This window comes from Enterobacter cloacae complex sp. 402C9, from assembly GCF_050030745.1.
Lineage (GTDB): Bacteria > Pseudomonadota > Gammaproteobacteria > Enterobacterales > Enterobacteriaceae > Enterobacter > Enterobacter intestinihominis.
The window spans coordinates 130672-144818 of record NZ_JBLGUW010000001.1 but is presented as its reverse complement, the minus strand read 5'-3'; the positions used below and the strand labels follow the sequence as shown (position 1 = coordinate 144818).

The following is a 14147-nucleotide window of genomic DNA, read 5'->3' as shown; positions in this document are numbered from 1 at the left end:
TTTTTCAATCACATGGGTCGTGAAGCCGTTTCGGTTATCAGTCAGACCTCTGCTTTGCGCCAGCGCACTCAGCGCTGGCGTATTGCTGTGCGCCGCATCTGCTCACGCGGATGACCGCGACCAGCTCAAATCCATTCAGGCCGATATCGCCGCCAAAGAGCGTGTGGTACGCCAGCAGCAGCAGCAGCGCTCTGCCCTGCTTGCCCAGCTTAAAAAGCAGGAAGAGGCTATTTCCGCCGCCGCGCGTAAGCTGCGTGAAACACAAAACACCCTTGCCCAGCTTAATAAGCAAATCGATGAAATGAACGCATCGATTGCGAAACTGGAGCGTCAGCGCGATGCCCAGGAGCGGAACCTTGCTGCACAGCTTGATGCCGCTTTCCGCCAGGGTGAGCACACAGGCCTTCAGTTGATCCTCAGCGGTGAAGAGAGCCAGCGCGGTCAGCGTTTACAGGCCTATTTCGGCTATCTCAACCAGGCTCGTCAAGAGACCATTGCGCAGCTGAAACAGACGCGCGAAGAAGTCACCACGCAAAAAGCCGAGCTGGAAGAGAAGCAGAGCCAGCAGCAAACGCTGCTCTACGATCAGCAGGCGCAGCAGGAGAAGCTTGAGCAGGCGCGCAATGAGCGTAAGAAGACGCTCGCCGGGCTGGAGTCCTCTATCCAGGCAGGACAAAGCCAGCTGAGCGAAATGCGCGCCAACGAATCCAGACTGCGTAACAGCATTGCCCGGGCAGAAGCCGCGGCCAAAGCGCGCGCCGAAAAAGAAGCGCGCGAAGCGCAGGCGGTGCGTAATAAGCAGCAGGAAGCCTCCCGGAAAGGCACCACCTACAAACCGACTGAAAATGAACGTTCCCTGATGTCGCGTACCGGCGGCCTCGGCTCCCCGCGTGGTCAGGCTTACTGGCCCGTTCGCGGTACGATCCTGCATCGCTATGGCGAACAGTTGCAGGGTGAGCTACGTTGGAAGGGGATCGTTATCGGTGCGTCTGAAGGTAGCGAAGTGAAAGCCATCGCCGATGGCCGCGTGATCCTGGCCGACTGGCTACAGGGTTACGGGCTCGTGGTGGTGGTCGAGCACGGTAAAGGCGACATGAGTCTTTACGGCTACAACCAGAGCGCGCTGGTCAGCGTTGGCACTCAGGTGCGCGCGGGTCAACCCATTGCCCTTGTGGGCAGCAGTGGCGGTCAGGGCCGCCCGTCACTCTATTTCGAAATTCGTCGTCAGGGTCAGGCGGTCAATCCACAGCCGTGGTTGGGAAGATAAGTTTTGCTTCAATTTCGTCGAATTGTTTTTTCCGTCGTCAGCGCACTGGCGCTGGCTGCACCGGTTTATGCAGGCAAACTCGCGATTGTGATTGATGACTTCGGTTATCGACCACACTATGAAAATCAGGTGCTGGCGATGCCGTCAGCCATCTCTGTCGCCGTCCTGCCTAATGCGCCTCACGCGCATGAAATGGCGACCAAAGCGCACAATGGCGGCCATCAGGTCCTCATCCATCTGCCGATGGCCCCTCTCAGCAAGCAGCCGCTGGAAAAAGATACCCTGCGTCCGGACATGAGCAGCGACGAGATCGATCGGATCATCCGCGATGCGTACAATAAAGTGCCGTATGCCGTGGGTCTGAATAACCATATGGGCAGCGCGATGACCTCCAGCCTGTACGGTATGCTGAAAGTGATGCAGGCCCTGGAGCGTTACAATCTCTATTTCCTCGACAGCATGACCATCGGCAACAGCCAGGCGATGCGTGCCGCTCAGGGGACGGGTGTAAAAGTCATCAAGCGCAAAGTCTTCCTGGACGACTCCCAGAACGAAGCGGATATCCGCGTGCAGTTCAACCGCGCGGTACAGCTGGCGCGCCGTAACGGTTCGGCGATTGCCATTGGGCATCCGCATCCGTCTACCGTTCGCGTTTTGCAGCAAATGTTGCCGGGCTTACCCGCCGATATCACGCTGGTGCGTCCGAGCGATCTGCTCAATGAACCTCAGGTGGATACTTCCCGTCCGGGTAGCGCGCAACCACCCGCAACGCAGCCGCGTAATCCATTCCGCGGCGTGAAGAACTGCACGCTGAAACAGCCGCCTGAACCGGTCTATGCAACCCGCTTCTTCACGGTGATTGGCGAAAGCATCAGCAGCAGTACGCTGGTTAAATACGTCCAGCAACAGTGGCAGGGTTGGGGGAAAAAAGCCTGATCGGCTAACGCCTATTCTGCCAGATAAGAGTCCGACTGCTCTTTTGCAACGGACTCTTTCTTTTCCCGATCCTGATACCAGGCCTTGAAATACTTCAAAAAACTGTACGCCGTGGCATAAAACCCTGTCACCACACCCACTTTGCCCTGACGCCACGCACCGCTAAACAGATACCATTTGAAAAATGCGCCGATAGCGCTGATCGCGCCGCGACCAAGAGAGGGACGTATCGTCTGATATTGAACCAGGCGAGTGGTATATCCGTTTAATTTATTGAAAAGTTCATGCAGTGAATAAAACGTATCATGTCTGACATAGCCAGGAATACGTTCAGAACGGAGAAAACCTTCAACCTGATCGTCTACTGGCCGGTTATTAAATCGCGACTGCGTACGGTTAAAAAGACGCACCGGATAATCCGGAGATGAGACTGGATAAATCGTTCGGACATTTTCTCCCAGAACAAACCAGTGACGACATATCCGCCACGCCATATCCGGTTCGGGTTCATCGCCCATTTTTAATTTTAAAATAGCACCAACGGTTTCTTGATCGAGTATTTCGTCACTGTCCATGCACAGCACCCAGTCGTTGTGCGCATGGGATATGGCATGGTTCATCTGCTCGCCGTGCCAGCTATATTTTTTGAATATGGGCGACAATCCATAACTCTGGCTAATATATATCGTTGCGTCTGTACTTCCGGAATCAACTACAACGAATTCATCTGCTATTTTTAAAAGAGGAGGAATAACATCGTGCAACGTTCTTTCGGAGTTAAACGTTAATAAGCAAACCGTTATTTTAAACATATTCTCACTCTCTCAAAAACAACATAAAATTTTTGTGCTAATACTATCGAATTGAGAAGAGGCGATTAAAGTCTTAAATCGCACTTTTAAAATAAGCGCGTTTAAAACCTTTCCTTATAAAAAGACAAAGAAATACAAAAAATCTATTTTATTTCAGTAAATTCTTTATAATGCGGTCAGATGAAGGGTAGCATACGGATTCAGACATGCCGCAAAAACGTAAAATCCTCCTCCTGGACACAGGCAAAGAATGGGGGGGAGGTACCAACAGTATGCTTGAGCTTCTGAAGCGAATCAACCGCGACAAATTCGACATTACCTGTTGTTTTTACAGTGATTATAGTCGTGCTGAAGGTCAAACGATAGGCCAGGTGCTCAACAGCATTGGGATCCCATTACTCGTTATCCCTCAACGTAAGCAACCGGCATGGGCAAAACTCCTGAAAGAAGCGGGACGTGGTCTGCTGTTTTTCTCGCGTTCGGCGCGCAAAGCATTTACGCGGCATATTGATACCCTGTGGCGTATCCGGCCCAACGTCAGCAAGATCGAGACCATTTTCAGGGAAGGTGGATTCGATACGCTGTATATGAACAACCAGCCAGGCTCTAATGAAGAAGGGTATCTGGCGGGCGCAAACCTGCGTGCACGGATAATCCAGCACTGCCGGATTGAACCAGTGCTGACCCCGCCGCTGGTGAAGCTGGTGAATGCCCATGCCACAAAAATCATTGCCGTCTCGCACGGCGTTGAACGCGTGCTACTTCAGCATGGCGTCCGGCCAGAGCTGTGTACCACGGTCAACAATGCCATCGACATCCATCAGCCTTTGCCGGACCGATGCGCGATGCGCCAGCGACTGAATATTGAAGACGATACGTTTGTATTCGGCAGCATTGGCTCGTTAATCCCTCGTAAGGCCAACCACCACACGCTGGAGGCGCTGGCACAGTTCAGCCAGAGACACCCGCAGGCAAAATGGAAAATGGTGCTGGTCGGTGAAGGGGCTGAACGCGGCGCGCTGGCTGCACAAGCTGATGCATCAGGTATTGCTGAGCACGTCATTTTTACCGGTTTCCAGAACACGCCTTTTGACTATCTCGCCACTTTTGACGCGTTCATTCTGGCCTCGCAGAGCGAAGGCTTGCCCCGCGTAGTGCTGGAAGCAATGCTGCTCAACATCCCCGTGATTGGTTCAAAAGTGACCGGCACGGCAGAATTGATCGACCATGAGTCGACCGGGCTGCTGTTCCCCTGGAGCGACGTGTCGCAACTTGCTCAACATCTGGATAATATCTGGCAGGATCCTGCTCTGCGCGCCCGGCTCGCCGCAGCCGCGCACCAGAATGTCTGCAACATGTATGCCATTGAAAGCTATGTTAACGGTGTCGAGGCCGTTCTTGGCGCGCAATAACCAAACGAGAAGAACATGTTTAAATTCCTGAATGCTCGCTACCGCCACATTACCGGGCGTCATAACATTCCTTACGCTTCCCTTCCGGTCACGCGCGATCTCGTTGCGGTTGATTCCATTGTGATCCCGTGTACGGGCACGGATTTCGTCGAAGAGGCGTTATTGTCAGCGACCTTTGCAGAGCGTTATGCCTCTGACGTCAGCGAGATTGTTATCGTCAGCGATCAGCCTGAATCCGCTTTCGGCGAACTGCCGCCAAAAACTCGCGTTGTTACCCTCACGCTTCCAAAACGTGAAGAAGGTTACCGCTATAAGCAGATCTACCTCAGTCGTCTGGTGAAGCTTAACGCTCCGTTGCAGGCGCGCGGTGAAGGTGTGCTGATGATCGACTCCGATCTCAACCTGCTTAAAATGCCAGAGATCAACATGGCGGATATGCACATCTACTCCAGCTTCCGTCAGGGCAAAATGATTGCCAAGCTGGACGGCGCGCCAGCGGAGAAAGTGCCGGCGTATTACAAAGAAACGGTGCGCCCGTATCTGGTCGATCATGTTAACGGCGCGTTTCTTGCCGCCACCAAAAAGACTTGGCGCCGTATCTGCCCGCTGTGGCTGACGCTGTTCCAGGATACCTGGGAGCTGATGGACGATACGCAGCCGCCGACCGATCAGCTGCCGCTCGCTGCGCTGCTGGACATGCTGGATGTCAAAACGGTTAACCTGGGCGACTGGATGAACTGGCCGGTCTCCAAGAAGATCGGCGGACAGGAAGCCGTTGTGCCGAAAGAGGTGATTGGCGCGCACGGCGGTTTCCCGCTTTCCGAATGGCAGAAGTATCTGGAATCACCGGATAATAAGCTGCTGTTCAAAGGTCAGGATTACACCCGCAAGGTGCGTTACCTGACGGACGAAGAGAAAAAGAATCAGTAAAAAAGGGGCCTCAGGCCCCTTTTTGATTACTTATCCCAGCTCAGGATCACTTTCCCTGACTGGCCGGAACGCATTGCGTCGAAGCCCTGCTGGAACTCATCGATGGAGAAACGGTGAGTGATAATCGGGGACAGATCCAGACCGGACTGGATCAGCGCAGCCATCTTGTACCAGGTTTCGAACATCTCGCGGCCATAAATGCCCTTAATGAACAGCCCCTTGAAGATGACTTTGTTCCAGTCGATGGACATATCTGACGGCGGAATACCCAGCATCGCGATTCGGCCTCCGTGGTTCATGGTGTCGAGCATGGTGCGGAACGCCGGTGGCGCACCGGACATCTCCAGACCCACGTCAAAACCTTCGGTCATGCCCAGCTCTTCCATCACGTCTGTCAGGCTCTCTTTCGAGACATCCACCGCGCGGGTGACGCCCATTTTGCGCGCCAGCGACAGGCGGTATTCGTTCACGTCGGTGATCACCACGTTGCGCGCACCCACATGCTTCGCCACGGCTGCCGCCATAATGCCGATTGGGCCCGCGCCGGAGACCAGCACGTCTTCACCCACCAGGTCGAAGGAGAGCGCCGTGTGTACCGCGTTGCCGAACGGGTCGAAGATGGAGGCCAGGTCGTCAGAGATATTGTCCGGGATTTTGAACGCGTTAAACGCCGGGATCACCAGGTATTCCGCGAAGCAGCCCGGACGGTTCACGCCCACGCCGACGGTGTTGCGGCACAGGTGCGTACGCCCACCGCGACAGTTGCGGCAGTGACCGCAGGTAATGTGGCCTTCACCGGAGACGCGGTCGCCAATGTTGAAGCCTTTCACTTCCTGGCCAATGCCGACCACTTCGCCGACATATTCGTGGCCGACAACCATTGGCACGGGAATGGTTTTTTGCGACCACTGGTCCCAGTTGTAGATGTGAACGTCAGTACCGCAGATGGCGGTTTTACGAATTTTGATCAGCAGATCGTTATGACCGACTTCCGGCTCCGGCACGTCGGTCATCCAAATCCCTTCTTCCGCTTTCAGTTTGGATAACGCTTTCATCACACGTCCTCAGGCAATTACGCCCAGCTGTTTGCCGATGCGGGTAAAGGCTTCCACCGCACGTTCAATTTGTTCAGGCGAGTGCGCCGCAGACATCTGGGTGCGGATACGCGCCTGACCTTTTGGTACCACCGGGAAGAAGAACCCGGTCACGTAAATCCCTTCTTTCTGAAGCTCACGAGCAAATTTCTGCGCGACAACCGCGTCGCCCAGCATCACCGGAATGATCGCATGGTCAGCGCCGGCCAGGGTGAATCCTGCGGCACTCATTTTTTCACGGAACAGGCGGGCGTTAGCCCACAGGCGGTCGCGCAGCTCAGCACCGGATTCCACCATCTCCAGCACTTTAATAGAGGCGGCCACAATCGCCGGCGCCAGGGAGTTGGAGAACAGGTACGGGCGGGAGCGCTGACGCAGCCACTCAACCACCTCTTTGCGCGCAGCAGTGTAGCCGCCAGACGCGCCACCAAGCGCTTTGCCCAGCGTACCGGTGATGATATCTACGCGGCCCATTACGTCGCAGTATTCGTGGGAGCCGCGGCCATTTTCGCCGACAAAGCCAACCGCGTGAGAGTCATCCACCATCACCAGCGCGTCGTATTTATCCGCCAGATCGCACACGCCTTTCAGGTTGGCGATCACGCCGTCCATGGAGAACACGCCGTCGGTGGCGATCAGCACGTGGCGGGCACCGGCTTCACGGGCCTCTTTCAGGCGGGCTTCCAGCTCAACCATGTCGTTGTTGGCGTAGCGGAAACGCTTTGCTTTGCACAGGCGCACACCGTCGATGATGGAGGCGTGGTTCAGGGCGTCGGAGATAATCGCGTCTTCTGCACCGAGCAGGGTCTCAAACAGACCGCCGTTGGCGTCGAAGCAGGAGGAGTACAGAATCGCGTCTTCCATTCCGAGGAAGTTCGCCAGCTTTTGCTCAAGCTGCTTGTGGCTGTCCTGGGTACCGCAGATAAAGCGAACGGAGGCCATGCCGAAGCCGTGGGTATCCATGCCGTTTTTCGCCGCGGCAATCAGCTCAGGGTGATTCGCAAGACCTAAATAGTTGTTCGCGCAAAAGTTGATCACATGGCTGCCGTCGGCAACGGTGATGTCCGCCTGCTGGGCAGACGTGATAATACGCTCTTCTTTGAACAACCCTTCCGCACGTGCGGTGTCGAGGTCGCTGTTTAACTGTTTGTAAAAATCACCACGCATTGCAATTCTCCAGACTCGGCAAATTTTGGCACATATTACCCAAACCAATAGTTCATGACGAGATGACGCCGTATCTCTTCTCGTTTTTGCAGCATAAATCACGTGTACCCCTGCTGCATATCGGTGAATGGCTGAAGACCGGGCATTGTGATGATATGATAAAGAGATTAGCGTTCGGGATGTTCCCCGGACTCCACACTTCAAAGGTTACAGTTATGATCATCGTTACCGGCGGCGCGGGCTTTATCGGCAGCAATATTGTTAAGGCCCTCAATGACAAAGGCATCACCGACATCCTGGTGGTGGACAACCTGAAAGACGGCACCAAGTTCGTAAACCTGGTGGATCTGAACATCGCTGACTACATGGATAAAGAAGACTTTCTTATCCAGATTATGGCGGGTGAAGAGTTCGGCGAGATCGAAGCCATCTTCCACGAAGGGGCCTGTTCCTCCACCACCGAGTGGGACGGCAAGTACATGATGGACAACAACTATCAGTACTCCAAAGAGATCCTGCACTACTGCCTGGAGCGTGAAATTCCGTTCCTGTACGCCTCTTCCGCGGCAACCTACGGTGGGCGCACTTCAGATTTCATCGAATCCCGCGAGTATGAGCAGCCGCTGAACGTTTACGGTTACTCCAAATTCCTGTTTGATGAGTACGTGCGTCAGATCCTCCCAGAAGCCAACTCTCAGATTGTCGGCTTCCGCTACTTCAACGTCTACGGACCGCGCGAAGGCCACAAAGGCAGCATGGCAAGCGTGGCGTTCCACCTGAACACCCAGTTAAATAACGGCGAAAGTCCGAAACTGTTCGAAGGCAGCGACGGCTTTAAGCGTGACTTCGTCTACGTAGGCGACGTGGCGGCAGTGAACCTGTGGTTCCTGGAAAACGGCGTGTCCGGCATTTTCAACCTGGGCACAGGCCGCGCGGAATCCTTCCAGGCGGTGGCAGACGCGACGCTGGCTTACCATAAGAAAGGCAGCATCGAGTACATTCCGTTCCCGGATAAGCTGAAAGGCCGCTACCAGGCATTCACCCAGGCGGACCTGACTAACCTGCGCGCCGCAGGCTACGACAAGCCGTTCAAGACCGTTGCCGAAGGCGTAACGGAATATATGGCCTGGCTGAACCGTGACCGCGATATAAATTCACAAAATCATTCGAGCGGTATCAAGGCGGCAACTAAGTGAATCTCCGGGAGCTTACAAAAGTAAGTGACTGGAGTGAACGCAGGCAGCCAACGCAGAGACAGCTTGAAGGATGAAGTGAATGAAAATACTGGTGATCGGCCCGTCCTGGGTGGGCGACATGATGATGTCGCAAAGTCTCTATCGCACGCTCAAGGCGCGTTATCCCCAGGCGATAATCGACGTGATGGCACCCGCATGGTGCCGTCCGCTGTTATCGCGTATGCCGGAAGTGAACGAGGCGATCCCGATGCCGCTCGGCCACGGGGCGCTGGAAATCGGTGAACGCCGCAAACTCGGCCATAGCCTGCGCGAGAAACGCTATGATCGCGCATATGTCCTGCCAAACTCCTTCAAATCCGCTCTTGTGCCCTTCTTTGCGGGCATCCCGCACCGTACCGGGTGGCGCGGTGAAATGCGCTACGGCCTGCTGAACGATGCCCGTGTGCTGGATAAAGAGGCCTGGCCGCTGATGGTAGAACGCTACGTGGCGCTGGCCTACGACAAAGGCGTGATGCGCAGCGCGAAAGATCTGCCGCAGCCGCTACTGTGGCCGCAGCTCCAGGTAAGCGACGGGGAGAAATCCCACACCTGCAACGCGTTTGGCATTTCGTCCGAACGCCCGATGATTGGCTTCTGCCCCGGCGCGGAGTTTGGTCCGGCAAAACGCTGGCCGCACTATCACTACGCAGAGCTGGCGAAACAGCTGATCGACGAAGGCTATCAAATTGTGCTGTTTGGCTCGGCGAAAGATCACGAGGCGGGCAATGAAATTCTCGCCACGCTCAGCACCGAGCAACAGGCCTGGTGCCGAAACCTGGCCGGGGAAACGCAGCTCGAGCAGGCGGTTATTTTGATTGCCGCCTGTAAAGCCGTTGTCAGCAACGACTCTGGCCTGATGCACGTCGCCGCCGCGCTGGATCGTCCGCTGGTGGCGCTGTATGGCCCGAGCAGCCCGGATTTCACGCCGCCGCTGTCGCACAAAGCGCGCGTAATTCGCCTGATCACCGGCTACCACAAGGTACGTAAAGGTGATGCCGCAGAAGGCTACCATCAGAGCCTGATCGACATTACGCCGCAGCGCGTTCTCGAAGAGCTCAACGAACTTCTGTTGAGCGAAGAAGGATAACGAATGCGGGTATTGATCGTTAAAACCTCTTCGATGGGCGATGTGCTGCATACGCTGCCGTCACTGACGGACGCGATGCGGGCCATTCCCGGCATTCGTTTTGACTGGGTGGTGGAAGAAGGCTTCGCGCAGATCCCCACCTGGCACGAAGCGGTTGACCGCGTGATCCCGGTGGCCATTCGCCGCTGGCGCAAAGCATGGTTCTCCGCACCGATTAAAGCCGAACGTAAAGCCTTCCGCGAAGCGGTGCAGGCCCGGCGTTACGACGCGATCATTGACGCTCAGGGCCTGGTGAAAAGCGCCGCGCTGGTCACGCGTCTGGCGCACGGCGTAAAGCACGGCATGGACTGGCAAACCGCCCGCGAACCGCTGGCGAGCCTGTTCTATAATCGTCGCCACCATATTGCGAAGCAGCAGCACGCCGTGGAACGTACCCGCGAGCTGTTCGCGAAAAGCCTGGGCTATGCAAAACCTGAAGCCCAGGGTGACTACGCTATTGCACAGCATTTTTTGCGCGAGACGGAGGAGCATGCTGAACCGTATCTGGTGTTCCTGCATGCCACAACGCGCGACGATAAGCACTGGCCGGAAACGCACTGGAGAAGGCTGATTGAACTAATGCAACCTTGCGGTATCCATATTAAACTCCCGTGGGGTGCAGAACATGAGCGGCAGCGTGCGGAACGTCTGGCAGCAGGCTTTTCCCACGTTGAGGTGTTACCCAAACTCACGCTGGCGCAGGTTGCCGCACAGCTGGCGGGCGCTAACGCCGTCGTTTCTGTGGATACAGGGTTAAGCCATTTAACCGCCGCACTGGATCGTCCTAATATCACGATTTTCGGCCCGACCGATCCGGGGTTGATCGGGGGTTACGGTAAAAACCAGCATCAGATGGTCAGCCCTACGCAACAAACGAAGGATATTAGCGCAGATGCTATTTTTTCATTTTTACAGGGCAGCCATCGGCTTTCCAACAGGGATATTTAACCCATGAGTTATGTATTTCTGCTGATTTTACTCTTTCCGGTGAAACTCCTCCGGAAGCTGTTTCGAAAAGACACGGGCAAAAACCTTGTCATTCAGACAGCCAAAATCGGTGACTTTATTAATGCGACACCTCTACTGGCATATCTGCAAAAAAGCGATGTGTTGGTCAGTCGCAGCGTTGGTGCGCTGGCGAAGCATGATGAGACTATCGAGCAGATCTATTTTATTGAGCAGCATAAGCGCAACCTGTGGCGTAAACTGTGCTTCGCGTGCAGGATCATGAACCGCTACGACAACGTCTACCTGCTACAACCCAACAGCGTGAACCTCTTTTTTGCCGCCGTCTGCAATGCTAAAAACAAACAATTTTTAACCATTTACACGCGCAGGTGGTATCACGGGATTTTCTATCTTGCGGCTGACGGTACCGTTGAGCATGGCAAAAAAACGCTTTCGGTGACGAACTACCTGAAACTGGCCGACCGCGCACTCACATGGCAAGACTCTCCCAAGCACGCCACAAAGCCGCTCTTTGAACCGACGACCTGGCCGGCCATTCTTGATAAACCTGACGTTATCCGCATCGGCATCAGTATTGCGGCGGGCAATAAAGCCAAAACCGTTCCTCCGGTTATCTGGAAGCGGATTGTTGATCAACTCGCTGATTTACCCTGCGAGTTTTATGTCTTCGGCGCGCCAAATGAACAGTCGTGGATGGACGATATCACCCGCCTTTACGGTGAAATCCCTAATTTTATCAATCTTATTGGCAAAATTTCGCTGGAAGAGCTTCCCTGGGCCATTTCTAAGATGGACTGTTATATCGCGTCTGACTCGGGGAATGTGTATATCGCAGACGCCGTTGGCGTTCCGGTAGTCCTGCTGTTTGGTCCGTGTTGTCACTATGAACAACGTCCGCTTGGCAATGTGTTGCTGATCGGGAATGACGACAACATTTGTTCTTATGTGTTTGAAACGCGCTATTACTTCTCACAAAGCCGGGAAGAACTCTTCGCGGTGACAGACGAATCGCTGGATGAACTCAAACATTTCATTTGCGGGCTACCAACAGCAAATTCTGCCTTTGATGCTCAGGGAAATTAATCACTATGTCTTTTCTCAGCATCATTATTGCCGCACATAACGCCGAAAACTCACTTCACGCTACGCTGGAAAGCCTGCAAAACGCGATTGAGGATGCAGGCGATGATATAGAAGTCATTATCTTAAATGACAGTTCCGATGACGCCACTCAGGATATTATTGAGACGTGGTTACCACAGCTTCCGAATGCGCAATCCCGATACGTTGAGTACCGTAACGTGGGTCATGTTCGAAACAGTGCAGTCTCCCTGGCGTCAGGTGAATACATCACGATGCTGGATAGTGATGACCTGTTGAAACCGGGTAGCATTCGGAATGCCATCGCATTCCTGCAAGCAGAACGTCCTGATATGCTGCTGACGCGCCTGCTGGAAATACGGGATATTCGAAAAATCACGTCCGACTGGCAGGGAGTCACGCCCGTCCCATTGTCGCAAAGCGATGCCATAAAACGGTTTCTGCAGCATAAGGATTTTCAGGCCCATCTGATCGGGCAATTCGCGCATCGCAAACTGTACGAAAGCAACCCGATCCCTGCAATGGTCTGTTATGAGGATTTCGCGGTATTTCCCGGCATGCTGATGCAATCAGCTAAAATATACTACCAGCGTCAGGGGCACTACTATTACATCAAACGCAGCGACAGTTTATCGAGCCGTCTTGACGCCAGTAAAATCGCTGCGCTGGTTGAATGTACGTTACAAATGGAAAAAACATTCCCGCGCTCGTTTAGGCATCTTGTTAATTGTCACTGGTTTGATATCTACAGTAACCACCGGCAACATCTGACCGACCCGCAGCTCAAACTGGTTAAGCAGCGGGTAAACGCACTTTATTCTTTCTCTTTCTTCCTCTCCGGAGATGTACGTTTCAGCTACAAAAAAAGGGTCATTGAGGCATTATGGAAAAAGTAAAACTGCGGCTCTATCAGTTGACGCTGATTTTGAGCCTCATTTCGTTTGCACTGGCGCTGCTGAGCTCAGGTAAACAACGCGAATTTTTCTATATTGCGGTTTATGCCAGCATTATCGGCTTAGCTTGCGAATATAAAAAAATCACCCTGCGACCCTTTTCAATCGCGCTCCCCATTTTGCTGATTGGGCTACTCAATTTTGTCTGGTATATGGTGTATGAATATCATAACGAAGGTTTAAACGCTTACAGCGATTATCTGGGCGCAAGTAAGAAACTGATATTAGCGAGCATTCTCGTTTTTTATCTGGACCGGTTTAAAACTTACGTCGATAAAAACGCTTTCCAGAAGTACTTCCTGTACACGGCAGGTGCGGGGTTTGTCCTCGCCACGGGATATGGCTTATGGCAGGCATTACAGGGTATGGGACGTATAGAGATGGCCATCAATCGCGCTACCGTGTCGGCCTATGTTTACTCTGTACTCTCACTGGCGCTGGTATACAGCCTTTATCTTCAAAAAAACAGAACACTGTTGGGTGTCGCGGGCTTCACCATTTTAATATCTTACTTCGTTATTCTTTTAACGGGGACGCGTGCTGCAATGGGATTATATTTACTCCTTGCGATTGTACTCACGCTATACCATTTCAGAAGAATTCATCTTAAATCAACGCTGATTTTTTTATGTATTGTGGCGGGCATCATTATCGTTAGCTACAAACCATTAATTTCTCCAAAGGTTACGCAAGCTCAGCTCGAAGTTGAAAAATATCAAAATGGCGTTGACGGAACCTCACTTGGTTCTCGCTTTACCATGTGGTCGGTAGGCATTCATAATGGGCTGGCACATCCATTAGGACAGTCATTAAAAGATAGAGAAATTTGGACGCAAAAATATATTAATAATGGACACCCAAATCTAATTACTGCAATTGGCTATTTAAAAATACATCTGCACAATGAATTCATCGAAAAATATTCTCTGCAGGGGCTCCCGGGCCTGGCAATATTACTCTTCTTTTTCGTATCGATGATCGCATATGCGCTGAAGAACAGAAATGGCCTGCTGCTGGCGACCATGCTGCTTTTATTACTTTATGGCCTGACGGACGTCATTTTACTGAGCTCAGAAGCCCTAATCTTCTTTGTAACCCTGTTTGCATTGAGCCCACCCTTCTCGCAAACCAGACAACGTCAATAA

At 53.3% G+C, this 14147-nt stretch carries 13 protein-coding genes; 10 read left to right on the top strand and 3 right to left on the bottom strand.

The window, feature by feature from the left end; genetic code table 11:
• Positions 1 to 7: 7 nt before the first annotated feature.
• Together envC and ACQG1K_RS00715 are read left to right on the top strand one after the other, a co-directional pair.
• The gene (gene envC, locus ACQG1K_RS00720; RefSeq protein ID WP_230259580.1) at positions 8 to 1267 is read left to right on the top strand and encodes a murein hydrolase activator EnvC; all 1260 of its coding nucleotides are present in this window, start codon (positions 8 to 10) and stop codon (positions 1265 to 1267) included.
• 3 nt (positions 1268 to 1270) lie between these two features.
• Positions 1271 to 2203 carry a divergent polysaccharide deacetylase family protein gene (locus ACQG1K_RS00715; RefSeq protein WP_032622054.1) on the top strand — a complete coding sequence of 311 codons (933 nt, stop codon included), beginning with the start codon at positions 1271 to 1273 and terminating at the stop codon, positions 2201 to 2203.
• A gap of 11 nt (positions 2204 to 2214) precedes the next feature.
• Here ACQG1K_RS00715 and ACQG1K_RS00710 read toward each other — a convergent pair whose 3' ends face one another.
• On the bottom strand, positions 2215 to 3015 hold the full coding sequence (locus ACQG1K_RS00710) for a glycosyltransferase family 2 protein (RefSeq protein ID WP_063850226.1): 801 nt from the start codon (positions 3013 to 3015) through the stop codon (positions 2215 to 2217).
• A 206-nt stretch (positions 3016 to 3221) separates the two neighbouring features.
• On the opposite strand from ACQG1K_RS00710, the gene ACQG1K_RS00705 reads away from it, so the two are divergent.
• Entirely contained in the window at positions 3222 to 4427 is a 1206-nt protein-coding gene (locus ACQG1K_RS00705) for a glycosyltransferase (RefSeq protein ID WP_022646636.1), read from the top strand.
• Positions 4428 to 4442: 15 nt separating this feature from the next.
• Positions 4443 to 5357: a hypothetical protein gene (locus tag ACQG1K_RS00700; protein ID WP_063849925.1), complete on the top strand. Its 915-nt coding sequence runs from the start codon at positions 4443 to 4445 to the stop codon at positions 5355 to 5357.
• 26 nt (positions 5358 to 5383) lie between these two features.
• On the opposite strand, the gene tdh is transcribed toward ACQG1K_RS00700, so the two are convergent.
• Together tdh and kbl are read right to left on the bottom strand one after the other, a co-directional pair.
• On the bottom strand, positions 5384 to 6412 hold the full coding sequence (gene tdh, locus ACQG1K_RS00695) for an L-threonine 3-dehydrogenase (RefSeq protein ID WP_017383610.1): 1029 nt from the start codon (positions 6410 to 6412) through the stop codon (positions 5384 to 5386).
• Positions 6413 to 6421: 9 nt separating this feature from the next.
• On the bottom strand, positions 6422 to 7618 hold the full coding sequence (kbl, locus tag ACQG1K_RS00690; RefSeq protein ID WP_015570030.1) for a glycine C-acetyltransferase: 1197 nt from the start codon (positions 7616 to 7618) through the stop codon (positions 6422 to 6424).
• A gap of 215 nt (positions 7619 to 7833) precedes the next feature.
• On the opposite strand from kbl, the gene rfaD reads away from it, so the two are divergent.
• The 6 genes from rfaD (at position 7834) to ACQG1K_RS00660 (ending at position 14147) form a co-directional block, all read left to right on the top strand.
• Positions 7834 to 8814 (top strand): ADP-glyceromanno-heptose 6-epimerase, encoded by a 981-nt coding sequence (rfaD, locus tag ACQG1K_RS00685; RefSeq protein ID WP_022646634.1) that lies wholly within the window; start codon positions 7834 to 7836, stop codon positions 8812 to 8814.
• Between the two features lie 79 nt (positions 8815 to 8893).
• On the top strand, positions 8894 to 9940 hold the full coding sequence (rfaF, locus tag ACQG1K_RS00680; protein ID WP_023305214.1) for an ADP-heptose--LPS heptosyltransferase RfaF: 1047 nt from the start codon (positions 8894 to 8896) through the stop codon (positions 9938 to 9940).
• 3 nt (positions 9941 to 9943) lie between these two features.
• A complete protein-coding gene (rfaC, locus tag ACQG1K_RS00675; protein WP_032626573.1) occupies positions 9944 to 10927 on the top strand; it encodes a lipopolysaccharide heptosyltransferase RfaC in 984 nt (327 codons plus the stop codon).
• A gap of 3 nt (positions 10928 to 10930) precedes the next feature.
• A complete protein-coding gene (locus ACQG1K_RS00670) occupies positions 10931 to 12031 on the top strand; it encodes a glycosyltransferase family 9 protein (RefSeq protein ID WP_063200526.1) in 1101 nt (366 codons plus the stop codon).
• Between the two features lie 5 nt (positions 12032 to 12036).
• Positions 12037 to 12945, top strand: a complete 909-nt coding sequence (locus ACQG1K_RS00665; RefSeq protein ID WP_367075574.1) for a glycosyltransferase family 2 protein — start codon at positions 12037 to 12039, stop codon at positions 12943 to 12945.
• Complete coding sequence (locus ACQG1K_RS00660; protein ID WP_063200532.1) at positions 12933 to 14147, top strand: O-antigen ligase family protein; 1215 nt, start codon at positions 12933 to 12935, stop codon at positions 14145 to 14147. Before ACQG1K_RS00665 ends, ACQG1K_RS00660 begins: the two co-directional genes overlap by 13 nt.